The organism is Arthrobacter sp. NPDC057013 (assembly GCF_042674585.1).
Taxonomy (GTDB): Bacteria; Actinomycetota; Actinomycetes; order Actinomycetales; family Micrococcaceae; genus Arthrobacter.
This window is the reverse complement of the sequence record NZ_JBHUSE010000004.1, coordinates 237,633-262,156: the sequence shown is the minus strand read 5'-3', so window position 1 is coordinate 262,156 and position 24,524 is coordinate 237,633. Positions and strand designations below refer to the sequence as shown.

Annotated in this window: 23 protein-coding genes; 15 read left to right on the top strand and 8 right to left on the bottom strand. The window is 63.7% G+C overall.

Annotation, left to right across the window (positions count from 1 at the left end; genetic code table 11):
• The first annotated feature begins 175 nt into the window (after positions 1 to 175).
• From ACFTSA_RS08450 to ACFTSA_RS08420, 7 genes are all read left to right on the top strand, one after another.
• On the top strand, positions 176 to 865 hold the full coding sequence (locus tag ACFTSA_RS08450; RefSeq protein ID WP_377950825.1) for a haloacid dehalogenase type II: 690 nt from the start codon (positions 176 to 178) through the stop codon (positions 863 to 865).
• A 42-nt stretch (positions 866 to 907) separates the two neighbouring features.
• Positions 908 to 1,393, top strand: a complete 486-nt coding sequence (locus ACFTSA_RS08445; RefSeq protein ID WP_377950824.1) for a RidA family protein — start codon at positions 908 to 910, stop codon at positions 1,391 to 1,393.
• Positions 1,394 to 1,512: 119 nt separating this feature from the next.
• The gene (locus tag ACFTSA_RS08440) at positions 1,513 to 2,622 is read left to right on the top strand and encodes an alanine racemase (RefSeq protein ID WP_377950823.1); all 1,110 of its coding nucleotides are present in this window, start codon (positions 1,513 to 1,515) and stop codon (positions 2,620 to 2,622) included.
• Between the two features lie 73 nt (positions 2,623 to 2,695).
• Positions 2,696 to 3,430 carry an SDR family NAD(P)-dependent oxidoreductase gene (locus ACFTSA_RS08435; RefSeq protein WP_377950822.1) on the top strand — a complete coding sequence of 245 codons (735 nt, stop codon included), beginning with the start codon at positions 2,696 to 2,698 and terminating at the stop codon, positions 3,428 to 3,430.
• Positions 3,431 to 3,465: 35 nt separating this feature from the next.
• The gene (locus ACFTSA_RS08430; RefSeq protein ID WP_377950821.1) at positions 3,466 to 4,872 is read left to right on the top strand and encodes an NAD(P)/FAD-dependent oxidoreductase; all 1,407 of its coding nucleotides are present in this window, start codon (positions 3,466 to 3,468) and stop codon (positions 4,870 to 4,872) included.
• 252 nt (positions 4,873 to 5,124) lie between these two features.
• Positions 5,125 to 6,276, top strand: a complete 1,152-nt coding sequence (locus tag ACFTSA_RS08425; protein ID WP_377950820.1) for an FAD-dependent oxidoreductase — start codon at positions 5,125 to 5,127, stop codon at positions 6,274 to 6,276.
• 243 nt (positions 6,277 to 6,519) lie between these two features.
• A complete protein-coding gene (locus ACFTSA_RS08420) occupies positions 6,520 to 7,176 on the top strand; it encodes a GntR family transcriptional regulator (RefSeq protein WP_377950819.1) in 657 nt (218 codons plus the stop codon).
• Between the two features lie 246 nt (positions 7,177 to 7,422).
• Here ACFTSA_RS08420 and ACFTSA_RS08415 read toward each other — a convergent pair whose 3' ends face one another.
• The 5 genes from ACFTSA_RS08415 to ACFTSA_RS08395 all read right to left on the bottom strand — a co-directional run bounded on the left by ACFTSA_RS08415 (position 7,423) and on the right by ACFTSA_RS08395 (position 13,346).
• Positions 7,423 to 8,589 (bottom strand): ROK family protein, encoded by a 1,167-nt coding sequence (locus ACFTSA_RS08415; protein WP_377950818.1) that lies wholly within the window; start codon positions 8,587 to 8,589, stop codon positions 7,423 to 7,425.
• A 127-nt stretch (positions 8,590 to 8,716) separates the two neighbouring features.
• On the bottom strand, positions 8,717 to 9,640 hold the full coding sequence (locus tag ACFTSA_RS08410) for an ABC transporter substrate-binding protein (RefSeq protein WP_377950817.1): 924 nt from the start codon (positions 9,638 to 9,640) through the stop codon (positions 8,717 to 8,719).
• Between the two features lie 86 nt (positions 9,641 to 9,726).
• Positions 9,727 to 11,082, bottom strand: a complete 1,356-nt coding sequence (locus tag ACFTSA_RS08405) for an aspartate aminotransferase family protein (RefSeq protein ID WP_377950816.1) — start codon at positions 11,080 to 11,082, stop codon at positions 9,727 to 9,729.
• A gap of 29 nt (positions 11,083 to 11,111) precedes the next feature.
• Entirely contained in the window at positions 11,112 to 12,248 is a 1,137-nt protein-coding gene (locus ACFTSA_RS08400; protein WP_377950815.1) for a phosphotransferase, read from the bottom strand.
• 423 nt (positions 12,249 to 12,671) lie between these two features.
• On the bottom strand, positions 12,672 to 13,346 hold the full coding sequence (locus ACFTSA_RS08395) for a haloacid dehalogenase type II (protein WP_377950814.1): 675 nt from the start codon (positions 13,344 to 13,346) through the stop codon (positions 12,672 to 12,674).
• Positions 13,347 to 13,850: 504 nt separating this feature from the next.
• On the opposite strand from ACFTSA_RS08395, the gene ACFTSA_RS08390 reads away from it, so the two are divergent.
• Positions 13,851 to 14,114, top strand: a complete 264-nt coding sequence (locus tag ACFTSA_RS08390; RefSeq protein WP_377950813.1) for a hypothetical protein — start codon at positions 13,851 to 13,853, stop codon at positions 14,112 to 14,114.
• A 225-nt stretch (positions 14,115 to 14,339) separates the two neighbouring features.
• On the opposite strand, the gene ACFTSA_RS08385 is transcribed toward ACFTSA_RS08390, so the two are convergent.
• Both ACFTSA_RS08385 and ACFTSA_RS08380 read right to left on the bottom strand, forming a co-directional pair.
• A complete protein-coding gene (locus ACFTSA_RS08385) occupies positions 14,340 to 15,515 on the bottom strand; it encodes an MFS transporter (RefSeq protein ID WP_377950812.1) in 1,176 nt (391 codons plus the stop codon).
• Positions 15,512 to 16,177: a GntR family transcriptional regulator gene (locus tag ACFTSA_RS08380; RefSeq protein WP_377950811.1), complete on the bottom strand. Its 666-nt coding sequence runs from the start codon at positions 16,175 to 16,177 to the stop codon at positions 15,512 to 15,514. The genes ACFTSA_RS08385 and ACFTSA_RS08380 overlap by 4 nt, the downstream gene beginning before the upstream one ends.
• Before the next feature lie 480 nt (positions 16,178 to 16,657).
• Between ACFTSA_RS08380 and ACFTSA_RS08375 the strand changes: the two genes are divergently transcribed.
• The 7 genes from ACFTSA_RS08375 (at position 16,658) to ACFTSA_RS08345 (ending at position 23,716) form a co-directional block, all read left to right on the top strand.
• Positions 16,658 to 17,677, top strand: coding sequence for a VOC family protein (locus ACFTSA_RS08375; protein ID WP_377950810.1), 1,020 nt, complete (start codon positions 16,658 to 16,660; stop codon positions 17,675 to 17,677).
• Between the two features lie 6 nt (positions 17,678 to 17,683).
• On the top strand, positions 17,684 to 18,631 hold the full coding sequence (locus ACFTSA_RS08370) for a fumarylacetoacetate hydrolase family protein (RefSeq protein WP_377950809.1): 948 nt from the start codon (positions 17,684 to 17,686) through the stop codon (positions 18,629 to 18,631).
• A complete protein-coding gene (locus ACFTSA_RS08365; protein WP_377950808.1) occupies positions 18,628 to 19,671 on the top strand; it encodes a cyclase family protein in 1,044 nt (347 codons plus the stop codon). The genes ACFTSA_RS08370 and ACFTSA_RS08365 overlap by 4 nt, the downstream gene beginning before the upstream one ends.
• Positions 19,672 to 19,738: 67 nt before the next feature.
• On the top strand, positions 19,739 to 20,863 hold the full coding sequence (locus ACFTSA_RS08360; RefSeq protein WP_377950807.1) for an FAD-dependent monooxygenase: 1,125 nt from the start codon (positions 19,739 to 19,741) through the stop codon (positions 20,861 to 20,863).
• Positions 20,860 to 21,930, top strand: a complete 1,071-nt coding sequence (locus ACFTSA_RS08355) for an amidohydrolase family protein (protein ID WP_377950806.1) — start codon at positions 20,860 to 20,862, stop codon at positions 21,928 to 21,930. The genes ACFTSA_RS08360 and ACFTSA_RS08355 overlap by 4 nt, the downstream gene beginning before the upstream one ends.
• A gap of 9 nt (positions 21,931 to 21,939) precedes the next feature.
• Positions 21,940 to 22,938, top strand: a complete 999-nt coding sequence (locus ACFTSA_RS08350; protein WP_377950805.1) for a fumarylacetoacetate hydrolase family protein — start codon at positions 21,940 to 21,942, stop codon at positions 22,936 to 22,938.
• Between the two features lies 1 nt (position 22,939).
• Positions 22,940 to 23,716, top strand: coding sequence for an SDR family NAD(P)-dependent oxidoreductase (locus tag ACFTSA_RS08345; protein ID WP_377950804.1), 777 nt, complete (start codon positions 22,940 to 22,942; stop codon positions 23,714 to 23,716).
• Here the strand turns inward: ACFTSA_RS08345 and ACFTSA_RS08340 are convergent.
• Positions 23,713 to 24,495, bottom strand: a complete 783-nt coding sequence (locus ACFTSA_RS08340) for an SDR family NAD(P)-dependent oxidoreductase (protein WP_377950803.1) — start codon at positions 24,493 to 24,495, stop codon at positions 23,713 to 23,715. The genes ACFTSA_RS08345 and ACFTSA_RS08340 overlap by 4 nt on opposite strands.
• Positions 24,496 to 24,524 lie beyond the last annotated feature (29 nt).

Here is a 24,524-nt window from a genome sequence, read left to right as displayed (position 1 = left end):
CGCCCACGCGCTCAAGCACCTGGGCCCCCGCGATTAGACAGGCATACGCGGCCGTAACTCCGCACGCAATCGTTGACAATCGACAGACGTGAGCGTATCGTCGACAATCGACGACGAGTATCGTATGTCGTCGACAATCGACGAAAGCGCAAGCTTTCGAGATACAGGAGGAATCATGGCATTTGAAAACAAGCCGAAGTTCGTTACATTCGACATGAACGGAACGCTCATCAAATTTGCGATCAACGACACGATGCGTGACGTCCTGGGCGAGCGCTTGCGAGCCGAGATCGCCGACGAGTACCTGCGGGTCTGCAAGGCGTACCGGATCGACGAGTGCATGGGCGCCTACAAGCCCTTCGACCAAGTCGTCGCCGACTCCATGGAGCGCGCGTCCCGCAAGGTCGGCATCGAGTTCCGCGCCGACGAGGCGCAGGAGGTCTACGACCGGATCCCCACGTTCGGCCCCTACCCCGGAGTCACGGCGGCGCTGAACCGCCTGGCGGAGGCCGTTCCGCTGGTCATCATCACCAACAGCGACACCGCGGTTGCCGAGCAGCTTGCGGCGAACCTTAAGGCCCCGTTCGAGGTCATCATCACCGCCGAGCAGATGGGCTGCTACAAGCCGCGGCTCGCCGCGTTCGAGTACATGTTCGAGAAGCTCGGCGTGACCCCGGACGAGCTCGTGCACGTCTCGGCCAGCCCGATGTACGACCACCGCCCGGCAGCCATCATGGGCATCGAAAAGAAGGTCTACGTCGACCGCGGCTTCGAGCACGACGAGCACTGGCTCGGCTACGAGCGGATCACCGACATCGCGGACCTCCCGGCCCTCTTCGGCCTGCCCCGTCCCGACGCCTCCTGAGCGAAGGACTGAGATGGTCATTCACAGCAAGGCGATTGGATCATGAGCCTTCCACTACCTCAGACGGTCCAGGGCGGCACTGCTCTGGAAAGGCTGGCAACCCTCGGGCTGGAGCTGCCGGTCCTCGCGGCCAACGCGTACTATGTGGACCACAATAGAGTCGGCGACAGCATTCATATTGCGGGCCAACTGCCCTTCAAGGCTGGCGTCCTGCTGGGTCAGGGCGTTGTCGGCCGGGACGTGGACCTCGAAACAGCGAAAGAGCTTGCCCGTCATGCCGCGCTGAATTGCCTTGCCGCCGCTGTCCAGGCCGTGGGCGACCTGGACCGGGTCCGGGTCGTGCAGATGCTGGTCTTCGTAGCCAGCCCGCCGGACTTCGGTCTCCAGTCGAAGGTTGCAGAGAGGGCCAGTGAACTGCTCATCGAGGTCCTTGGCGAGAACGGACGCCACGCCCGCACGGCGATAGGTGTCGCCGGGCTGCCACTCAACACCCCTGTCGAGATCCAGATGGTCTGCACGCCGGCATAGGGACAGATACGACGGCGGCGTTGTCCGGGCCCGCCGCAGGAGTCCCGAACATTCAGCATTCGAGGATGTCAGTATCGCGGCCCTCGATCATTCATCCACAGAATCATGAGGAGTACAGCGTGAACCGCATTCAACGAGCACTCGAAGCTCTCGTCGAGCGGGTTGATACCCCCGCGCCGGTCGTGCTGGCCGACGTGCTGCAGGACAACATCGACCGGATGCAGGCCTTCGCCGCCCGGCACAACCTGGACGTCAGGCCCCACGTCAAGACGCACAAATGCGTGGAGATCGGCCGGCGCCAGGTCAAGGGCGGGGCGGTCGGAATCACGGCGGGCAACGTGGGTGAGGCCGAAGTCTTCGCCGCGGCGGGATTCCACGATATCTTCATCGCCTACCCGATCTGGCCTTCTGGCACGAAAGTGGCGCGGATCCGCCGGCTGGCCGAGACCACCCGGTTGCGGGTCGGCGTCGACAACGCGGCGGCCATCGGCGCCCTCGCCGACGCAATGGGGGCCGATGCCGGGCGGCTGGAGGTCATGATCGAGGTCGACTGTGGTGCCCGCCGGTCCGGTGCGCCGGCGGAGGCTGCGGGCGACCTCGCGCTTGCCGCCCGGCACCGCGGCCTGGTGCCGGTGGGTGTCTTCACCTACCCGGGCCACGGCAGCTCCGGCCCGGATGCCCGCAAGCGCGCGGCGGATGACCAGGAGGCCGCGCTCACCACCGCTGTGCGGAGCCTGAGCGCAGAACGCATCACGGCGGAGGTTGTCAGCGCCGGCTCCACGCCAACGGTGGAGTTCTCCACCGGCAGCAGCGTGATCACCGAGATCCGACCGGGCGAGTACGTGTTCAATGACTTGAACAACGCCCGGCTGGGCGCCTGCACCGAGGATCAGATCGCATTGTTCGTCGCCGGCACGGTAGTCAGCGACTGGGTTCCCGATCAGGTCATCCTCGATATCGGAACCAAGGCCATCAGCCGCGAAGGCAGCCCCGAGATCGGCTACGGGGCCATTCCCGGCACCGCCGCAGTCCTGTCAAGGCTCAACGAATACCACGGATTCCTCCCGCTGCCAGCCGGAGGGTTCCGCCCCCGCATCGGCACCGTGCTTCCTATCGTCCCGAACCACGTTTGCCCGGTGGTGGTCAATTTCGAGGATTACATCGTCACCGACAGCACAGGCACCTCACTGCAGCGGTGGCGTATCGACGCCCGCGGATTCCTCAACTGACCGTCCCGGACGGGAATCCCGTCCCCAAGCCCCCAACCAAAACAAACCCACCTCACACGATGGAGTGTCTGACATGAGACTTGATAAGACCACGGCAGTGGTGACCGGCGCCAGCAGCGGAATCGGGGAGGCAGTGAGTTCCCACTTCCGCCGCGAAGGTGCGCGGCTGCTCCTCACCGGCCGCAGGGAGCAACCCGATAGCGCCCAGCCCGAGGACCTGTACGTCCCTGGAGACCTTAACGACGAGGCGTTCGTCCAGTGCCTGGCCCAGCAGGCCGCTGAATCCTTCGGCACCGTCGATGTCGTCGTCCTCAACCACGGACTGCAAGTCAGTGGCCCGCTCACGGAGATGGCCCATGAGGATGCAAAGAACGTAATCCACAGCAACCTGCTCAGTGCGTTCCTGATGATGAAGCACTTCGCGCCGCTGATGCCCGCCGCAGGCGGCTCGTTCGTCCTCGTCAGTTCACGGCTCGGCATGGTCGGCAAACCCGACGAAGTCCTGTACTCCGCGGCTAAAGGCGGCCTCATCATGCTTGCCAAGGGCGCTGCGATCGAATGGGCCCCGCGCCACATTCGCGTCAACGTCGTCGCACCCGGCTTGACCGTCACCCCGGTCATCAAAGCATCGTTCCAGCGGAGGCCCGATCCCGAGGCCTACCGCCGCGAGCGGGAGGGCCAGATCCCGCTCCAACGCCTCGCCACCCCCGAAGAGATCGCCGACGCCATCCTTTTCATGGCATCACCGGAATCCTCCTACATCACCGGAGCCGTCCTCCCCGTCGACGGCGGATACACCGCCGCCTGAACTCTTCAACGCTTCACAAACAAAGAAGGCCAACAATGAAAGCCCTTGCGGCAACACCCCGAAACGGAGAGGTCGGCTTCTGGATGGCCGGACTCGCGGACACCAGGCCCACGTACCCCCACTTCACAGGCGACGGCTCAGTAGACCTGGCCATCATCGGCGGCGGCTACACAGGCCTGTGGGCCGCCTACTTCGCCAAAAAGCTCGAGCCCTCACTCTCGGTCGCGGTTTTCGAGGCAGAACAGGTAGGCTACGGCGCATCCGGACGGAACGGCGGCTGGCTGTCTGCCATGATTCCAGGAAACCGCGCCACGTTTGCCCGCGTATCCCGGGGCGGGCTGGACGCGAGCCGGGCCTTCCAGCAGGAGTTTATTGCCGGCGTCGACTCCGTCCTGGATATTCTTCAGGCCGAGGGCATTGATGCGGATCAGCATAAAGGTGGCGCGCTCGTCGCTGCCCATACCAAGGCAGGGCTGGGCCGGCTGGCCACCAGGCGCGACGCCGACTTGAAGTATGGGGTGACCGAAGACGAGGTCCACCTGCTCGGCCGGGACGAGTTCCAAAGCCGGGTCAACATCTCCACCGTCCACGGCGGACTCTTCTACAAGCACTGCGCCCGGATCCAGCCGGCCAAACTTGTCTACGGACTCGCGGACACCGTGAGTTCCATGGGTGTGAGCATCTACGAACGCAGCCGGGTAGGCAGCGTCGACGGCAAGACACTCAGCCTGGACAACGGGCGGATGACCGCGGCCAAGACGTTCATCTGCACCGAAGGATACTCCGGTCCACTGCTTGGCAGCAGGACGCTGATACCGATCAATTCCTCGATGATCGTGACCAAACCGCTGTCCGAGGGGGCATGGCAGCAAATTGGCTGGAACGGGCAGCAGTGCCTTAACGACTCCGCACACACTTTCATCTACTCCCAACGCACAGCGGACGGCCGCATCGCTATCGGCGGCCGGGGAGTACCATACCGCTACGGCTCCGGCACCGGGGGTGCCGGTTCAACTGCCCAGTCAACGATCGACCTGATCTCTACAAAGCTCCGCTCCTTCTTCCCCGGCATCCAGTTCGAAGTGGACCACGCCTGGTCGGGAGTCCTAGGCGTCACCCGTGACTGGAACGGCGGGGTGAACTGGGACCCAATGTCCGGGATCGGATCTTCAACCGGATACGCAGGGCACGGCGTCACGGCAGCCTACGTGGGCGGGCGAACTCTCGCGGAACTGGCTTTCGAACGGAAGACGCAGCGCACCACACTTCCCTGGGTTGGCTACCGCGCACGGAAATGGGAACCGGAGCCCGTCCGCTGGCTGGGTGTTCACGGCATGTGCCGGCTTTTCGGTCTTGCTGATCAATGGGAAGAGCGCAAGGATCTCGCCAAGACCTCGCTCCTGGCCAGATTCGGCAGCAGGCTCGCGGGACTGCACGAATAGTGCGCCACGCAGGTCCTTCACTAGAACCCCCGCGGAGGGAACACCATGAAGACCTGACCAAGATCCAGGCCGCAGCGGCGGAGTACGAGAGGTCACTCTCGATCCTCGAGTCGGTGCCATCACCGATGCCAAACACAACAAGGAGAGGTTGCTGCCATCATGCAAACCATCAGTGACAGAATCATGGGCTTCGCCCGCCAAACAGCGGATTCCCTGCTGTTCATGAATGAAGACTTCAGGGTGCTCTAAGCAATGGACGGAAAACTTGCCGTCATCGGCCTCGGCAGCATCGGAAGCATGGCACTCTGGCAAGCCTCGCGGCTTTCCGATTCCGTGGTCGGCTTCGAGTCACACACTCCCGCACACGCACGCAGCGCCGTAGGCGGGGACACCCGGCTGTTCCGCATGATTTACCGCGGAAGCCCCGGGTACTACCCCATCCTGGAGCGCTCACGGAACCTCTGGGCAGAGCTCGAAGCAGAAACCGGACTGGAAATCCTCACTCGTTGTGGTGGACTTTCCATCGGCACCACCGATGGGCCCTACCTCCGCAGCGTCCTGGAACCCACCCGGATCAACCGGGCCGCCCACCAGATCCTGACTGGGGAGGAAATGGCCGAACGCTACCCCCAACACAACCTCAGGGCCGACGACTCCGCAGTATTCGACCCAAATGCCGGTGTTCTTCGGACCGACCGGGCGGTAACGGCAGCCATCGCCGCCGCACGGGCCAACGGAGCAACGGTCCTCAACAACACTCCCGCCAGCAGCATCAGGGAAACCAATGACGGCGTTGTCGTCACCTCCGGCGACACCTCCTGGACCTTCGAGCACGTTCTCATCGCCTCGGGGGGTTGGTCCCAGCAGCTCATGCCCGACTACCTGAAAGCGCATACGGAAACACGCAGAGTTTTCCTGTCCTGGTTCGTTGCCCGAGACGCAGCCCAGTTCACCCCGGAAAAGTTTCCGACTTTCAGCCGGATGTACGAGGACCGCGCCATGTACGGAGCGCCCGCCGTTGACGGAGCGCCCGCCGTTGACGGAGTCACCGTAAAAGCCACCTTGGACGGCAGGGGCACGGTCACAACCGACCCCAATGGTTTCCCCCGGGAACTCTCGACAGCCGAAACCGCCGAGACTTTCGATACCGTCACCGAATTCTTCCCCGGCCTCATTCCGACGATTGTCCGCTCCGACGCCTTTCCGGACCTCTACACCGAGGACCGGAACCCGCTGCTGGGCTGGCTCAGCGAGTCAAGCAGGATCTACTGCGCCACAGGCTTCTCCGGAGGCGGATTCAAGAATGCCAGTGGCTACGGCCACATCGCTGCGTGCGAAGCGCTCGGCAAGCAGTCATTCGACGGCCTGGACTTCGTGCGCCCCGAGCGATTCAAGACGCGCTAGGCCTCCGTCCAATTCTCTGCCCTCAACTACTGAAAGGGTGACATGACCACTTCATTGAGCCCACCACTCTTCACACCCAACTGTTCATTGACGGCGTATGGCAAGAGGCAACCAATGCAGCTACCTTTCCCGGTGCAGAGCCCCGCGACGAACGAGATCATTGCACATACTGCCAACGGCGGTCCTGAAGACGTTGGCTCTGGAGGCGGCGGTATAATCGACAATCGACGAGGGAGGCGGCAGATGGACCGTAAGTTCGAGTGGCAGGAACAGCGGACAACCACGCCGGACGGTGTCTACCGCGTGCTCCGTACCGCCATACTTGACGGAACTGTGCCTCCAGGGGAACAGCTGCGCGAGACACACATCGCTGCGGACCTCGGCATCAGCCGGTCCCCACTACGTGAGGCGCTCACCAAACTTGAGGAGGAAGGGCTGGTCATAAAGGTCCCCTTCCGAGGATCATTCGTTGTGGAAGTCAGTGCCCGCGACGTAGCGGACATCGCAGCGATCCGAGTCCTCGTCGAGCCCTATGCTGCCGAGCTCTCGGCTCCCTCATTGCGGGGTCCCGAGCAGCTTCGACTAAAGCAAACCGTCGAGGAACTGTACCGGGCCACCGACACCAATGACATCCCAGGCAGCATTGACGCTCATCTTCGCTTCCACAGGCTCTTCTACGAATTTTCGGGAAACGCCGCGCTGCGAAGCATGTGGAACGGGTGGGAGAACAAGCTGCGCCTGTACCTGGCGGTTGACCACCGTACCTACAGCGACCTTCATGACATCGCTGTTGAGCACGAAAAACTCGCCGAGCTTGCCCTGGAAGGCGACTTCGAGGCCTTCCGCCAGGAGACGGTCAGTCAACTGCAGAATGCGCTCCAAGCAGAACCTCCAGAGTAGAAGTAAACGGACTTTTCCGGGACGTCAATTCGGGACTCAGTCCACGATCTCCGACACCGCCTCAATGCCAAGCCCGAACGCGACCGTATGCGGACTTTGGCCAATGGCCTTCCGTCATATCGCGACTGGAGCGCGGCCTCATCCGTAACGAAGACCTCGCTCGACCTAACGTCAATGGCTGACCTAGCAAGTAATTGGGTCAACGAAGCTTTCTCAGCAGATGGCCGGCAGCGTGAGGAAGATGCTTTACTTCTTGCCTGCTACGGGCTTTTGGCTCTCGCGACTGGGCTCCAGCATCGATTCCCGGAGCCGGGATTGGGCCAGGGCCAGTCCCCCTTGCGCCGCTCCACGGGCCACCGATAGTCCAACCTCTTGCGACACGACCCTGATCTCCGGGACGACGGGAAGGTTTTGCGCCAGTCGCCTGCGTGTCTCGGGAAGGACTTCGTCCACGAGCGGACTCAGGCGCCCCACAAAATATACGGACTCGGGATCCAGCGTAACTGCAACGGCACCGACAGCGGTGACGATCGCCGTCGTAAACGCCTCCATCACTTCCGCGCGGGACGCCGCTTCCTGCGGCTGGGACCAGAGCGCTTCGATGCCCTCCAGCTCCAGTCCTCGCCCTCTGGAGAATTGGAGGAGACCCTTTGTGCTTAACAGCCCGTCGAGGGTTTCGCTGCCAACGCCTGAATAGAGAACACCACCGAGGCCACCGAAAGTAGGGGTCCGCCCCTGGGCGATCTCATGATCAGTACAAGTGGCGAACGCCAGCACGGTACTAAGCATGAACAAGGCAGCGTTACCTATGCTCGCATCATCGTTCAGGATCCCCCGGAGGGACGCACTCGCGTCGCTCTCAAGGATCACGGGAGCGTTCATCCGATCCTCGAGGCAATTCTGGAGAGGAGAATCCATGAAATTCATCCGTGGTGCTGACGTTTCGGACCTCCCAGCGCCATTCGGGACACGGCCGGGCAGTGCGGCGACGATTTGGCGCAATGGCCCCTCTGCGGAATCACTGGTCTTCGCAACCAGGTCCGCCAGCCAGTTGGCAGTTGTTTCAGCATCCCCACCTTCGTGACTGGGGACAATGAGGTGCCTAACCTCGCGACCTCTCAGGTCCGTTGCCAGGACGCAAGTGGTTTGCGCTCCGAAAGAGATACCGACAATGTGCCCCGCCGTGCCCGGCACATCCAGATACGTGGAAGGCCGGCCACGGCGCACAACCGCATCGACTCCCTGCTCGACGAGGAAGCCGTCAAAACGAAGCTCGTCTACCTTCCGAGAGACGGTCGCCTGACTCAGACGCGTCAATTCGATCAGCCTGCTCCGCGTCAAAGGCGCCTCTGAAAGGACTGCATCAAGGACCGAAGCCTTAGTGTAGTCACGTGCCGTGGGGATGATGCTCATAGCACAACCTTAATGAGAGTTCAGACCAAAACCGGGACGTTATGGGGTACCCGATATTCGTTGATACAGGGGCCGTGGTTTTCTTCCGTCGTACTGGTCAGTTGGGGCATTGGCGCGCCCACTGGCACTAGCGGATTGTGGCCTCGGTGATGGCTGATTCGCCCAGGCCCCAGTAGTCCAGTGACTTCTTGTATTCCGGGGTTTCGAGAACGGACTGGATGGCTTTCTGCAGGGCCGGTGTGAGGGGTGATCCCTTTTTCAGTCCTATGGCGACGTTGGTGTTCGTTCGGGTATCCATCCTCGGCGATAGGACAGTGAAGTGGGTGGGCTGCTGGATCGCTGCCCAGGCCAGGGCACCGGCGTCGTAGAAGACGCCGTCAATTCGCTTTGAGTCCAGCTGCGTCAGTGCCTCCTGGACGTTGGGCAGCGTGACGGCGTTGATGGCCGGCTTGCCCTTTTCCTCGCAGGTCCATTTCGAGACGTTGGGCAGGTGCTTCAGCTGCTGCGTGGAGCCCTTGGTCACGGCGATGTTCTTGCCGCAGAGCGTGTCGTTGGTCAGATTGAGTGGGTTGCCGGCGGCTACCGCGACGGCCGAGCCGCCTTTGAGGTAGTCGATCATGTCCAGGACCTGCAGCCGTTCGGGGGTGGCGGACATGGTGGTGGCGGTGAAGTCGTAGCGGCCGCCGTCAATACCGGGAATGATCGTGTCGAATGCCGTGTTCTCGAACTTCAGCTTCAGCCCCAGCTTTTTGGCCACGAGGCGGGCGACGTCCGGATTCACGCCGATCGGGGTGACGTTGTCCTCGGCCAGGAACGTGGTGGGCGGGGAACTCAGGTCCATCGCGACCGTCAGTTCACCCTTGGCTTTGTAGGACTCAGGCAGCAGCGCTACCGCGGCCGCGTCCGGTTGGACACCCTCTGAGATGTCACGGGTGTTCTGCGTCTTGGGGATTTCCGTCGCTTGAGTGCCTGTTGCCGTACTGCCACACGCGGTGAGGGCAAGCAGGACAGCGAGTCCCGCAGTCGCCGCCTGGATTTTGTTTCTGGTCATGATGCAATCCTTCAAAATCGTTTCGCGGGTGTAATCCCAGAATGAGTGGGCTTGTTCAGTGCGATTCCGCCGGGCCCATTCGGGTCCTAGCGCAGTGCCGTGAAGGCACGGCCCATTGCTTCGAGCAGGCGATCGGCATCATCGCTGGAGAAAGGCATTGGGGGGCGGAGTTTCAGGACATTGCCCTGGGCGCCGCATGCCGAGATGAGTATCCGGTCCTGGCGGAGGGCGTTCACGATGCCAGCGGCGGCTTCTCCGGCGGGTGAGAGTGTGGATTGGTCCGTGACGAGGTCGACACCGATAAAGAAGCCGCTTCCGCGGACTTCTGCAACCTGGTCCAGACCCTGGGTGAGGTCCTTGAGTCCGGTGATGATCTTTCCGCCGACCTTGAGGGCGTTGTCTATGAGTGATTCCTCACGGATCACGTCCAGGACGGCCTGAGCCGCCGCGATGGCTACTGAATTTCCCCCGAAGGTGTTGAAGTAGCGGATGTTTTTCCCGAACTCCTGAAGGAGTTCGGGCTTGAAGATTGCTGCCGCGACGGGGATGCCGTTACCCATGGGTTTGCCTATGGTCACGATGTCCGGGACGATACCGTGGCGTTGGAAGCCCCACCATTCCTCGCCGGTGCGGCCGAAGCCCGGCTGGACCTCATCGGCGATGTACAGGCCGCCCACAGCATGGATTTCCTCGACGATGGGACGCAGGAAGCCTGCAGGGCCGGCGAAGACACCGTCGGAGGAGAAGATGCTGTCGGCGATGAAGGCCGCCACTCCGATGCCGTGCCGGTGAAGGTCGGCGATGGCCGCACGCACCTGGTTCCGCAGGTGATCCTCCAGGGACCCCTGATCCAATGGGTATCGCAGGGAGTCCGGGGCGTCGATGACCCGCACGTTCGCACCCAGGGGCACGCCGCTGCCCAGGGACGGTGAGAACGACGCTACTTCGGTTGTCAGTCCGTGGTACGCGCCGGAGGTGACAATGATGCCTTGGTTTCCGGTGGCGTATTTGGCGACGCGCATGGCGAGGTCGTTGGCTTCCGAACCTGTGCACGTGAACATGACATGCCCAAGCTCGGCGGGAAACGTGGAAAGGAGCTGCTCTGAGTAATCGAGGATGGATTCCTGGACGTAACGGGTGTTGGTGTTCAGCGTCTGCATCTGTTCGTGGACGGCCGCTATGACACGCGGGTGGGCGTGACCGACAGACGGGACGTTGTTGTAAACGTCGAGATAGTCATTTCCGTCGCGGTCAAACAACGTCACGCCCTGGCCGCGGACGATTTCCAGGGGTGTGTCATAGAAAAGCCGGTATCCGGGCCCGAGGCTCTTGTCCCGGCGCCGAATATTCTTCTGCATCTGATCCGGGAGTTCACCAAGGCGGTTTGGATCAAAGCCATTGATCATTGCACGCGATGGCTTACGGATTTGAGAAGTGTCCATGGTTTCTCCTTGAAGGCTGTGAGTCTGGTTCAGGATGTGAAAGGCAGTCTTGGTGCAGGGGCCGCGGCTGTGGAAGCGAGCCGGTCCCAGTCAGGCTTGGAGTGGGAGAGCAGATAATCACGCCTTTGCGGCAACTGGCTTGCCCGCCACTGCGTGATCAGGGCCCGCAGGAGCAGACGGGCCTGCGCTGAGACGATCAGGGCCTCCAACTCCTGGTCAGGCAGCGGACGGATGCTCCGATAGCCATCCAAGACGTGCAGTGCGTGTTTCCAGGGTCCGGACGGGGCTGTTCCCAGCAGGTTGGCCATGGTGACGCTGAGGTCGAAGATCACAGGAGTCCGCACGACGTCTCCGAAGTCGATGATCCCGCTCACGTAGTCCGGCCTGTCCGGGTCGATCAGGACGTTGAAGGGACTGAAATCACCGTGGACAACTTGAGAGGTGAGCGTGTCGAGAAGCGGAACCACCTTCTCGTCGAACTGGTCAAAAATGTCCTCAGCCAGGGAGCGTTTGTGCTGCTCATCGACGTAAGCAAGCAGCGGCCGCATCCTGTGAAAGTGCTTCAGGTCCCACAGGAGCATCCGGTCGGCACGGGCATGATCAAACTCCTGCAAAGCAAGGCCCACACGGGCAAGGCTTGAACCCACCAACTGAAGCTGACCAGCCGACGCCGTCTGGCTGGCCAGCACATCTCCAGGCATGTACCGCATCACCCGAAGCACCCGGTCAAAGGGCCCATCAGGCGCCGGAATGAGAACTTGCGGTTCTCCGTTAAGGCTCCTGACCAGACGCTGGACCGGAAGTTCAGGGGCAGCGCGCTCCAAATGTTCCATACATGCCGTCTGAAGCTGGACGATCGCCGGATCCTCATCCGAGGGTGACACTTTCACCAGATAGGTTTCACCTCCGCTCCGGAGACGGAAAGTCTCGTCCTTTTCGGTGGGGATCCGGACCAGCTTCCCCTTCAGGCCGTAGAACTGCTCAAGGAGCACCAGAACCGTTGAGTCAGCGAGCTGGGACTGCTCTGCCAGCAGTCCACTCTCCAATGCGACGGCCTCAATAAACCCGGAGTCGCTATTGACCCAGACTGCCTGGGCCTGGCCGGTGGCCCCCGTGGCCTGTGCCGGGCCGGTACGAAGTGCGGTGGGATCAAAGGAGGGGCCCATCTCACCCTTTCTTTGGTTGAAGGAGAAACTCGGGTGGCCGGCTGTCGTAAGTTGAAGCGCTCGGGCCGGACGAAGTCCAGGCCGTCGCAGGATCGCTTGCCGAGGGCTTCGATCGCATCGCTCTCGCCGTATCCGGTGGCGTTCTTGAAACCAGTGCCGGAGAAGCCTGTGGGGCAGTAGATCCTGCTCCCTTCTTTGAGCCCGCCGAGTAAGGGTGGCCGTCCGTGGTGAAAAGTTCCGGGAAGGCGTCCGAGCGCACGATGCTGGGGAACAGGCTTCGAACCCGGTGACGGAGTCGGACAGGCGCGACGCCTGCCACAGCGCCATGCTTCCAATGCTCCCCAGGGGGATCACGCAAGTTTGCCATCGGTCGCCTAAATCACCTTTTCATCTTCAAAAGCCGGTTCGCCTCAGGAACCGGGTTTAGAGACCGAGGTGCTGGTTGATCTCGTCCAGGGACTTAACAGAGTTGTAGTCGTAGCCCCCGGTAATGGGGTCATAGCCACGGTCCAGCACCCAGAGGTTCCGGAAGCCCATGTCGTGCATTGGGTGCATGTCGTAGCGTGTGTGTGAGGCGATGTGCAGGAAGTCCTCCGGCTTGGCGTTCAGGGTATCGAGCATGTACTCGAAGGCCTGGTACCGCGGCTTGTAGGCCCGGGCCTGCTCAGCGGTCAACACGGCGTGGAAGTCAGCGCCGAGCCTGGGAATGCTGATGTCCAGGAAGCTGTCATCGGCGTTAGAGAGAGCCACCAGCTTGAAGTTATCGCCCATGAGCTTCAGCGGAGCCGGCACGTCCTCGTGGGCACCAAAGCCGCGCACGGCATCAGCGAACTCCGCGCCCGCACCAGGGGTCGGCCCAATGCCAAAAAACTTACACACCCGGTCAAAAGAATCCTGAAGGATCTGCTCGTAGGGCTTGTAATCGCCACAGACCTCGTCGAAACGGTACCCGCGGAAAACCTTCTTGAATGCAGGCCACTGCTCTTCCGGCAAACGGCCCGCTAGCAGCCGGCGGGTTGTGGAATCAGTATCCCAATTGATCAGTGTGCCGTAGATATCAAAAGAGATGTACTTCGGCCGGAAGTTCGTGTCTGCCATGAGTCGTCCGTTCATAGTGGTGGTGGGTGGGGACCTCGGTCGTTGCGGTCATGGGCATTCGTCTGACCGAGCAGGGGTTTTTGATTCCCTATGAATCTAAATCTCCAGACTGTCAATTGTCAACGATTTTCTTTTGGTGACGTTGGCAGGCTCCAACGGTCGCCCTATGGAGAGTTGCCTCACACCGCTCGTGGAGCAAGAAGCTTCGTGGCTCGCTAGCCAGCAGTCCCGACCTACCACAAGGAAGGTTCCTCTCCGGCCGTGGCTGCCCCATGGACCAAACTTCCCGGGCCTTCTGACAGGGGCCATCGCCCCGGGGACAGGAGCCGGAACGCCCCGTCCCCCGCACATCTCGCCCCCACCAAACCGGGCGATCCGGATCGGCCCCGGCGACAATGGCCTCCAGAACGTCCCTTCGGACGCCAGCTTTCTCCTGCCTCACACCGTCAGGTGGACCTGTGCGTAGGGCTGATCAACGAAGGCAATGCGGCGGTTGGACACACCGTGACCGCCAACATGAGCGCTTCATCCATGATCCAGCTTGCGAAGAAACTGCTAATCGAATCCGATACGACCAGCGCTGAAAAAAGGCCAATACTCTGGCCGCGCTCACAACCTCAGTGCGAACTACCCGTGGAACACGGCAACAAGATCCTGCACGTCACCGTTGGTGGGTTGCTGGTAGAGGGCGTCAGCACGTCTGAAACATCGAAGAAAGAGATTTACTTCCGGGCCGCCAGTAGGACAGCTGGAAGCCGCTCAGCTTAGTCCTGCGGGCCGGACGCAATCGGTGCACGTCTGTACAAAGCGACGGATGGCCTGTGGGAATGCTATCTGTCCGTCGGTTTCCGGGGAGAGAAATAGCCCAACAGAGGCTAGCGTGACGGAATCCTCATTATCCGCGGTCCGCAACGAGGGGGTTCCGCAAGAGTGAGGTTGAACGGAAGCAGCAGGCTGTTGGGCGTTCCACTACCGGGCCAGCCCTACCGGGATCTAGTCCAGCCGCACACCCCGGAGCAGCATGAGCGTTCCACCCACCACAATGGCTGAGGCGAGGAAGACTCCGGCGGCACCGAGTCCTGCTGCCACCACACCGACGGTACTCGGCAGCACCACCTGCCCCACCCGGTTCCCGGCCAGCCGGAGGGCAAGCGCCCGGCCACGCTGGCCCGCTGGAGCCTGGGACGAAAGCCAGGACATGGTGAGAGGCTGGCCGATGCCAAGGCCCAGCCCGAGAACGGCCATGACAACAAACAACAGCCAGGCCGGCATGGGAATCGCCGCTGCCGCCAACGCGACCGTAGACAGGGCAAGGCTCACCACCAGCAACCTCATGCGGCCGATCCTTCGCGACACGCGCCCCAGGAGGAGGCGGGAGACCATGGAAAACACCGCCCGGACTGTGAGCATGGCCCCGACAGTTGCGGCGGTCAGGCCGCGGTCGGTACCCAGGGCAGGAAGGTAGACCATGATCAGGTCCACCACTGCCAGGACGGTGGCACTGGTGGCCAAAGCCCGGGCAACACCGGGAGCCCTGAGCAATGTAACAGGACTGGCTTTGCCGCCATCGGCCGCGGCAGCCCTTCTCTTGCCTCCGCTGACCTCCACGGAGACCGCGAAGGTAGTCACAAAAAGCGCCAGGCTCATGCAGACGGACAGGAGGAAGATCGCCTGGGTGTCGGGGCGGATTGAGGCGCCGCCCACCAGTGAAATCGCCATCGGCCCCAGCGCCTGCCCAAGTGATGCCGCGAATGTCAGGTATCCGAATGCCGAATCCATTCGGGACGAGGCCGCGTTGTTGGCTACCACCGCTTGCTGTCCCACAACGCAGGCCAACTGGCCGGCGCCCAGCATTGCGGTTCCGATGACCAGCGCTATGATCGATGATCCTCCCAGCAGCAGGAAGGACGAGCTGGCGAGGACGACGCCGGACCCGATCGCCATCAGCCGGCGTTCACCCAGGCGGTCCACCAGGCTGCCCGTGGGGACGGCGAGCAGCAGGGGAAAGACTGCGTAGCTGGCCGCCAGAAGCCCCAAGGCAAAGTCGGGAACGTTCAACTCGAGGGCGCGGTAGGTGGCGGCCGGGCGCACGAGGAACGTGACGGCCTGGATCAGCGCGGAGTGCGTGAGAAGGCCAGCGGCCGAGCGGCGTCCGAGTTCACCAATCATGAGATGCCAAGACCGTTGCCGGAAATCACGCGGAGTGCCGCATCCCGGGCGGCCATGACATGGTCGAAGGCGGTTTTGGCGGCCTTCTCCGGGTCGCCGCCCGCGACGGCGTCCACCAGCGTCCGGTGCTGGGTGAGGGCCTGGTTCCGCCGTTCCTGGGTGCTGTTGGTGAAGTGCCGGTACCGCTCCATCTGGCTGGAGATCTGGTCATGGAATCGTCGGGCCCACGAGTTTCCGGCGATTTCGGCAATCTTTGCGTGCAGCGCCATGCCTTGGTGCATCGCGTCGTCGGCGAACTCCACCATGGCGGCGTTCCGGGCAAGGATGCCTTGGAGCGCTTCGATGTCCGCCGCGGTTGCTTTGAGGCAGGCATTCCGCGCCATTAGGGATTCCATTGCGGCTCGGACCTCATACAGTTCGGAGATCACTGCCTCGTCCAGTTCCGGAACCAGCACACCGCCGGTGGCCTGCTGCTCCAGCAGGCTCTCGGACATCAGGCGCCTGACCGCTTCGCGTAGCGGCGTGCGGCTGACCCCGAGGGCCGCCGCCATCGCAGGTTCATAAATCCGTTCCCCCGGTTTCAGCTCAAGGGTCAGGATCTGCCGCTTCAGTTCGGCGTAGGCAACATGAGCGCCGGTATTCCGGGCAGGGGCATTAGGCACGAACTCGACCTCCACGAAGAAACATACTTGTATACAGTTATACCAAGCGATGTGAGTGCGTGATGCGAGTATGCGCTCGGAACTAACTGCCCTATCGGGGCCAACCGCACCCGCAGAGCGAATCGGACAGCCGGGAGGTTTAGTGTGTTTCCGCTGTGACGGAACCGCAAATATCCGCGTTCAAGCTGGATGAGTAGAAGCGAAAGGGAGAACTCCACGCCCGTTAGCGAGCCGACATTCCAAGACGGGGTGAGCCTGATACGCGGCAAGTTTTCAATAGTCGCTTGAACGTAGCGCCGCAGCCTCCTTCGACACGGCGGGTTCCCTTGGATTGGGGGCGAACGCTGCACTCCCGAGGGCATTTGGCTCATCAATACTTGTTATCCGGAAGTTTGCCTTCCGCAAATATATGAAGTAGCTCACTGTGGTTACAGGACCTGCACCGAACCGACAGCAGCCAGTAACCAGAAGGACTTCAGCGTGGAAACTCCCCTCTCCCATCTCGCCCACCTCGAAATCACCACCCCGGATGTCGAAGCCTCGGCCCGCTTCTACGAGGAAAAGTTCGGCATGCGCATCATCGACCGCGTGGACGGCAACGTCTACCTGCGCTGCTGGGGTGACTACTACCGCTACAGCCTCGTCGTCACCGAGGGACCCGAAGCCTCGCTCGCCCGGATGGCCTGGCGCACGAACTCCCAGGCCGCCCTTGAAGCTGCCGCCCAGCGCATCGAAGCAACCGGCGTCCAAGGCACCTGGACCGCGGGCGGCCACGGCTACGGCAAGGCTTACGAGTTCACCGGCCCCTACGGCCACCACATGCGCCTCTTCTACGACGTGGAAAAGTTCGTGGCCGAATCCGGCTTCGAATCCACCTATCCGGACCGCCCGGAGCGCCGCAGCAGCCACGCCGCCGCACCCCGCTTCCTGGACCACGTCACCGTCGCCACCTCGGACGTCCGCGGCTTCGCCAAGTGGTATAACGAAGCCCTCGGCTTCCGCGTCATGGCTTTCGTTGACCTGGACGAAGCCCCCATCACTGTCTTCTCCGTGCTGACCACCAACGAAAAGTCCCACGACCTCGGCGTCGTCCTGGACACCTCCAACCGCCCCGGCCGCGTCAACCACATCGCCTTCTGGGTGGACACCACGGAGGACCTGCTCCGCACCGCCGACGTCATGATGGAAAACGGCACCCCGATGGAATACGGGCCCTCCATCCACGGCGTAGGCGAGCAGAACTTCCTCTACTTCCGGGAACCGTCCGGGCTCCGCGTCGAGCTTAACTCCGGCGGCTACCGCAACTACGTCCCGGACTGGGAAGCCAGCACCTGGAAGCCGTCGGAAGGCTCCAACAACTTCTACAAGAACGGCGCCATGCCGCACTCCATGACCGAATCCTTCCCCCCGGCCGAGGGCTTCACCGCCACCGAGGAAGGCGCCTCCCCCGAGATGAAGGAAGCCCTTCTGAACCCGTACGCCAAGCAGGGCCGGGGCTGAGGCACCATGTCCGAAACGCAGTACGCATTGATCCGGTTCCAGGAAGCCGGCGACGGCAAGGCCCGCGTGGGCCTGCTGGTGGAAGACCGTGTCCTGCCGCTGGACGGGGACATCAACTCCCTGATCGAGCACTGGGACACGACCGAGAGCCAACTGGACTCCCTGGCCGCCTCGGCAAACCGGGACACCGGTCTGCCACTGGCCGACGTCGAGGTCCTTGCCCCGGTTGAGCCCGCCCAGGTGCTGCAAACCGGCGCGAACTACCGCAAGCACGTCATCGACCTCGCCGCAGCGCACCGCGAACCGGGCCAGGACGAAGAAGAAGTGCGCGCCAAGACGGCGGACATGATGGACAAGCGTGCCGGCCAGGGCACGCCGTACTTCTTCATCGGGCTTCCGACCGCGATCGCATCCGCCACAGACGACCTCACCCTGCCTGCCTACTCCAAATCCCATGACTGGGAGCTGGAACTGGCGGCAGTGATCGGCAGGACGGCGTTCCGGGTCACGCCTGAGGAAGCCCTTGAGCACGTGTTCGGCTACACCATGGTCAACGACATCACGACTCGCGAGTACGTCTTCCGCAAGGACATGCCCGCCATCGGCTCGGACTGGTACCGGGCCAAGAACGCGCCCGGTTTCCTGCCCACCGGACCGCTGCTGGTGCCTGCCAAGTTCTTCGGCGACCCGCAGGACGTCCAGGTCACCCTGAAGCTCAACGGCAAGGCCATGCAGGACGAGTCCACCCAGGACATGATTTTCGGTGTGGCCAAGCTGGTCAGCGAGGCCTCCCAGATCATGCCGCTACGCCCTGGTGACCTGGTCCTCACCGGCAGCCCGGCCGGCAACGGCCAGCACTGGGGCAGGCTGCTCCAGGACGGCGACGTCATGGAAGGCACCATTACCGGCCTCGGCACCCAGCTCATCCATTGCATGGACGAGGACAAGCAGTGACCACCCAAGACACCACCGCAACCACCGGTACCGGGGAATCGGCCAGCACTGATTCCCCGGTGATCCGGCGTGGGGATCCGCTTGGCAGCATCCGGGCAATGGCCGAGGCCCACAACAACTGGGGCCGCTGGGGACAGGACGACGTCCTGGGCAGCCTGAACTTCATCGACGCAGAGAAACGCGTCGAAGCCGCCGCCCTGGTGAAGACGGGCGAGGCCTTCTCGCTGTCCCAGCCGTTCGACACCAACGGCCCGCAGAAGGGCTGGCGCCGGCGCACCAACCCCGTTCACACTATGACCGACACGGGAGTGGACGCCGAGCGCGGCAACCAGGGCTTCCCGCACGGCTTCGGCGGCGCGGACGATGTCATCGCCATGCCGCTGCAGTGCTCCACGCAGTGGGACGGCCTCGGCCACATCTTCGACCAAGGCCGGGCCTGGAACGGCCGGGCGGCAGGCGACGTGGTCACCTCTGAAGGTGACCTGGTGACCGGCATCCAAACCGCGGCGGCCAAGATCGTCACCCGCGGTGTGCTGCTCGACGTCGGGCGCGCGCTCGGCCCCGAACTGGGAAGGAACGACGGCGAACTGCCGGACGGCTTCGCCATCACCCCGGAACACCTCGAGCGGACCATTAACCTGCAGGGGTCCAGCTCACAGGTCGGCCGTGGAGACATCGTGGTGATCCGCACCGGCCAGTACACCAGGGTCCGCCGCGACGGGTGGGGCGACTACGCCGGCGGCCCTGCCCCGGGGCTGTCCTTCAGCACGGCGCCATGGCTGCACCGCAGTGAAATCGCCGGCATCGCCACCGACACCTGGGGCTTCGAGGTCCGTCCCAACGAGTTTGACGGTGCCTTCCAGCCGCTCCACCAGATCGCCATCCCCAACCTCGGCCTGTTCCTCGGCGAGATGTGGGACCCGGATGGACTGGCGGAGGCGTGCGCGGCGGACGGTACGTACGACTTCCTGCTCACCGCAGCGCCGCTCCCCATCACCGGCGCCGTGGGATCACCGGTCAACCCGATCGCCGTCCGCTAGTCACGGTCCGGTAGCTTCAGTACAACAAAGCACCAGCAGTCAAGCCGTCAATACAAAGGAGTCAGCGATGGCAGCAGTACAGAACGTCGGAATCGTTGGGGCGGGAGCCGCCGGGCTGGCCGCAGCCATCCTGCTGGCCGACGCCGGAGTCCAGGTGGAAATCCTGGAAAAGGCGAACGCCCCGCAGACCCTCGGGTCCGGCATCACCCTTCAGGGCAATGCCCTGGGCATCCTTAAGCAGCTCGGCGTCTGGGACCAGATCGAGGCCAAGGGCTACGGTTTCAGCACCCTGGGCCTGCGCGCCCCGGATCCCTCGAGCACCGTCGTCGCGGTCCTCGAGGACATCCGCACCGGCGGCGACGACCTCCCCGCCACCATGGGCATGTACCGCCCTGACCTCACTGCCATCCTCCGGGAACGGGCTGAGCAGGCCGGCGCGCGCATCAGCTATGGCAGGACAGTCACCGGAATAACGGACGACGGGGGGTCAGTCACTGTGGGCACAGCCGACGGCGGCACGGCCACCTACGACCTCCTGATCGGAGCCGACGGACTCCATTCCGCGGTCCGCAAGGCCATCGGCATCGACGCCGAGCCCCAGCCCACCGGGATGGGCATCTGGCGCGCCTTCGTGGAACGGCCGGAGGAGGTGGTCCGCACCGACCTGACGTATGGCGGGCCCTGCTTCATCGCCGGCTACTGCCCCACCGGCCCGAACACCATCTACGCCTACCTGGTGGAGAGGGCCCAGGAGCGCAAGCACGAGGACGGTCCCCGCGTCATGGGTGAACTCGCCGCGGCCTACGGCGGACCGTGGAAGGAGATCCGTGCAAACCTGGACCAGAGCGCCCGCATCAACTACACATGGTTCACCACCCATCTGGTGGACGGCCCGTGGAACCGCAGCCGCACCGTGATCATCGGCGACGCCGCCCACAGCTGCCCGCCCACGGTGGCCCAGGGTGCTGCCATGGCCCTCGAGGACGCTACCGTGCTTGCAGAGCTGCTGATCAACGCAGACGACGTCACCGAAACCCTGTTCAAGGAATTCACCGACCGCCGCCTGGACCGGGCCAAGGCAGTAGTCACCGCCTCCGTCCAGCTGGGCCAGTGGATGCTCGACGGCGTCCGCGCTGCCGACGTGCCGGGACTGATGCACTCGCTCGCCGTCATGCTGAAGGAACCCGCATGAGCACCGGGTCCGTTGAATCCCCCACGGTGGACGTCCACGCCCACATCCTGCTTCCGGCACTGCAGCAGCTCGTGGCGGAGGCCGATCCGGAGGGCTTCGGCGCCCAGCAGGAACTGGAGGTGCGGCGCAACGGACCGGAATCCATGGCGGCTTCGGGCAGGATGATCAAGGAGCGCTGGCCGCAGCTGACGGATCTTGACCGCCGGCTCGCGGACATGGATGACCAGGGGGTGGACGTACAGCTGGTCTCGCCGTCGCCGTCGCACTTCTACTACTTCGCAGCCCAAGAGCTGGCCCTGCGGCTGGCCAAAGCCGCCAACCAGGCGGTGCAGGACTTCGTGGACCGTGCGCCGGAGCGGCTCAACGGCCTGGGCCTGGTCCCGCTCCAGCATCCCGCCCTGATGGTGGAAGCCCTGGAGCACGCCGTGCTGGGATGCGGTCTGCTCGGTGTGGAGATCGGCTCCTTCGCCGCCACCCCCGGGGGGCCTGGGCGCAGCACCGTGGAGCTGTCCGACTCCAGGCTGGAACCGTTCTGGGCGCGGGCCGAGGAGCTGGGCGCACTGGTGTTCCTGCACCCGTTCGGCTGCTCGCTGGATGAGCGGCTGGACCGCTTCTACCTCGCCAACACGGTCTCCCAGCCTGCCGAGAACGCGGTGGCACTGTCCCACCTGATCTTTGGCGGCGTCCTGGACCGGCACCCGGGCCTCAAGGTGCTCGCAGCGCACGGCGGCGGCTATCTTCCAACCAGGCTGGGCCGTTCCGACCACGCGTGGCGCGTCCGGCCCGAGTCCCGCGGCTGTGCCCAGCCTCCGTCGTCCTACCTGAAGAAGCTGTACTTCGACTCGCTCGTCCACAGCGCTGCTGAGCTGCGGGCGCTCGTCGCCGCCGCGGGGCCGGAGCAGGTACTGCTTGGCTCTGATTACCCGTTCGACATGGGTTCGGACCAGCCAGTTGCCGAGGTTGTCGAGGCGAAGCTTCCCGCGGAAGACGAGGCCCGGGTGCTGGCCGGCAACGCAGCGGGCCTGGGCATCACACCCGCGTCAGTTCACGCCGCCCGCACCGCTTAGGAGTCTTTTATGGTCAAGATTGCACGCTGGAACCACGACGGCGGGACGCAGTCCGGCTTCGTTGACGGCGGAACCTGCTACGCCCTGCCCGCAGGCCAGGGCGTCCAAGCCCTTTTGGACGCCGGACTGGAACAAACGCTGAGCCTTGCCCGGCAGACCATCGGTTCCGGCCCGGCCGTTCCCTTGGCCGACGTGAAGCTGCTCGCCCCACTGGTGCCCGCCACCATCCGGGACTTCGTGGCCTTCGAGGAACACGTCGAAGGGGTACGGAAGAGCATCGACGGCGTCGCCGGCGTGGTGCCCGAATGGTACGAGGCGCCCACTTTCTACTTCACGAACCCGCATACGGTGACCGGCACCGGCGAGGTGATCGGTATTCCCGCGGGCTGTACGGACCTGGACTTTGAGACGGAAGTCGCCGCCGTCGTCGGGCATGTCTCCGGAAGCGACGGCAGGAACCTGACCACCGCCCAAGCCCACCGGCACATCTTCGGCTACACCGTGCTCAACGACTGGTCCGCGCGGGATCTGCAGCGCCGGGAGATGAAAGTCAGCCTGGGGCCGTGCAAAGGCAAGGACTTCGCCAACACACTGGGCCCATGGATTGTCACCGCGGATGAGTTCGAGGACCGGCACGACGCCGAGGGATTCCTGCCGATCTCCATGTCCGTGGAAGTCAACGGGGAAACCATCGGCCAGGACCTGCTCTCCAACATGGGCTGGCCGTTCGCCGAGCTGGTCGCTTACGCCTCGCAGGATTCGGTGGTGCGTCCCGGCGACGTGCTGGGCTCCGGCACCTGCGGCAGCGGCTGCCTCGCCGAGCTCTGGGGCCGGAACGGCGCCCAGACTCCCCCGCCGCTGAAAACCGGCGACGTGGTCCGCATGACGGTGGAAGGTATCGGCAGCATCGAGAACACAGTGGGCTCCCGACGCGAGGCCGTGACCAGAACCCCTGCCCGGCAGCGTCCGCGCAACAGGGTTGCCACCGCGGTTGAATCCGGAATCTAGGATGGTTTCCCTTCAGCTCGGCAACCGGACTGTGGTGATCACCGGCGCAGGCCAGGGCCAGGGCGCGGCCGAGGCGCGCCTGCTGGCGGAGGCCGGAGCACGCGTCATCGCCACCGACCTGGCGGAGGTGCCGCCGGCTGGGTTGGCGGGCTTGGCTTCGTCTTCTTCCGCCTCGCTGGTGTACCGGCAACTGGACGTGAGCGACGCCTCCGGCTGGTCCAACCTTGCCGCCTGGATCCAGTCCGAGGGCTGGCAGGTGGACGGGCTGGTCAACAACGCCGGCATTACCCAGCGCAGCCGGCTGCTGGACGTCTCCGTGGCTGACCTGCAGAAAGTCTACGAAGTGAACGTGGCCGGCAGCCTGTTGGGGATCCAATCACTGTCGCCGTTGATGGGCAGCGGGACTTCGGTTGTTAATGTCGGCTCTGTGGCCGGCCTGACGGCACACTATCCGGTGGCCTACACCGCCAGTAAGTGGGCGCTGCGCGGGCTCTCCCAGGTCGCAGCCATGGAGCTCGGGCCACACGGGATACGGGTGAACACGGTCCACCCGGGTTTCATCGAAACACCCATGACGGCGAGCGCCAAACCTGAGTTCCGGCAGACCACCCTCGCAGAGACCCCGCTCGGCCGTACCGGAAGCGTGGAGGAGGTGGCCGCCGTCGTACTCTTCCTGCTCAGTCCATTGTCGTCGTTCGTGACAGGGGCCGAGATCCCGGTGGACGGCGGCCAGTCAGCCCACGGCGGTGCCAAGTCCGTCTCAGACGCCCTGCGCTAGCCCGGCAGCACTGCAGACCAGCCACCGTCGACCATCAGGTTGGCCCCGGTGACGTACGACGCTTCGTCGGAGGCCAGGAACAGCGCGCACTTGGCGACCTCTTCCGGCGCGCCGATCCGGCCCAGCGGGATGCTGCCGGCGATGGTCCGCATGGGGTGGTCGGCGGCGAGGAGGTTCCCTTCAGTGGCGGCAGTGCGGATCATACCGGGGCTGACAGCATTGACCCGCAGTCCGTGAGGTGCCCCTTCCGCTGCAAGTTGTTTGGTCATGGCCACAATCGCACCTTTGGTGGCGGTGTGCGCCAGACGGCCGTTGGTCATGGAACCGGTAACGCCTGCCGTGGATCCCACCAGGACTATGGCGGCGTTGTCTGCCCGGACCAGCTGCGGCCAGAAGTACCTGACCGGCAGGAATACCACGTCCATCTCGTGTTCAACGTTCCACTTCCAGTCGGCAAACGTCAGCTGCGCCACCGGTGCGAAGCGCGTGACCGCTGCGTTCGCGTAGAGGATGTGAACCTGGCCATGCTCGGCCGCAACATCCGTGGCCCAGGCCGCTACCGCCGCTTCATCCGTAAGATCCACCCGCCTGCTGCTCATCCGGCCCCCGGCCCCGGTGACAGCAGTGACCGTGGCCGCGGCGCCGTCGTCGTCCATGTCGCAGCCTGCAACGAAGGCTCCCGCTGCGGCGAAGGCAAGCGCGGCCGCCCTGCCCTGGCCGCTGGCCGTTCCGGTGATAACGGCGGTTTTGCCGGCCAGGCGCTGGCTGGAGACAGGCATATGGAGTCCTTCCGAAAGCGTGTTCTCTC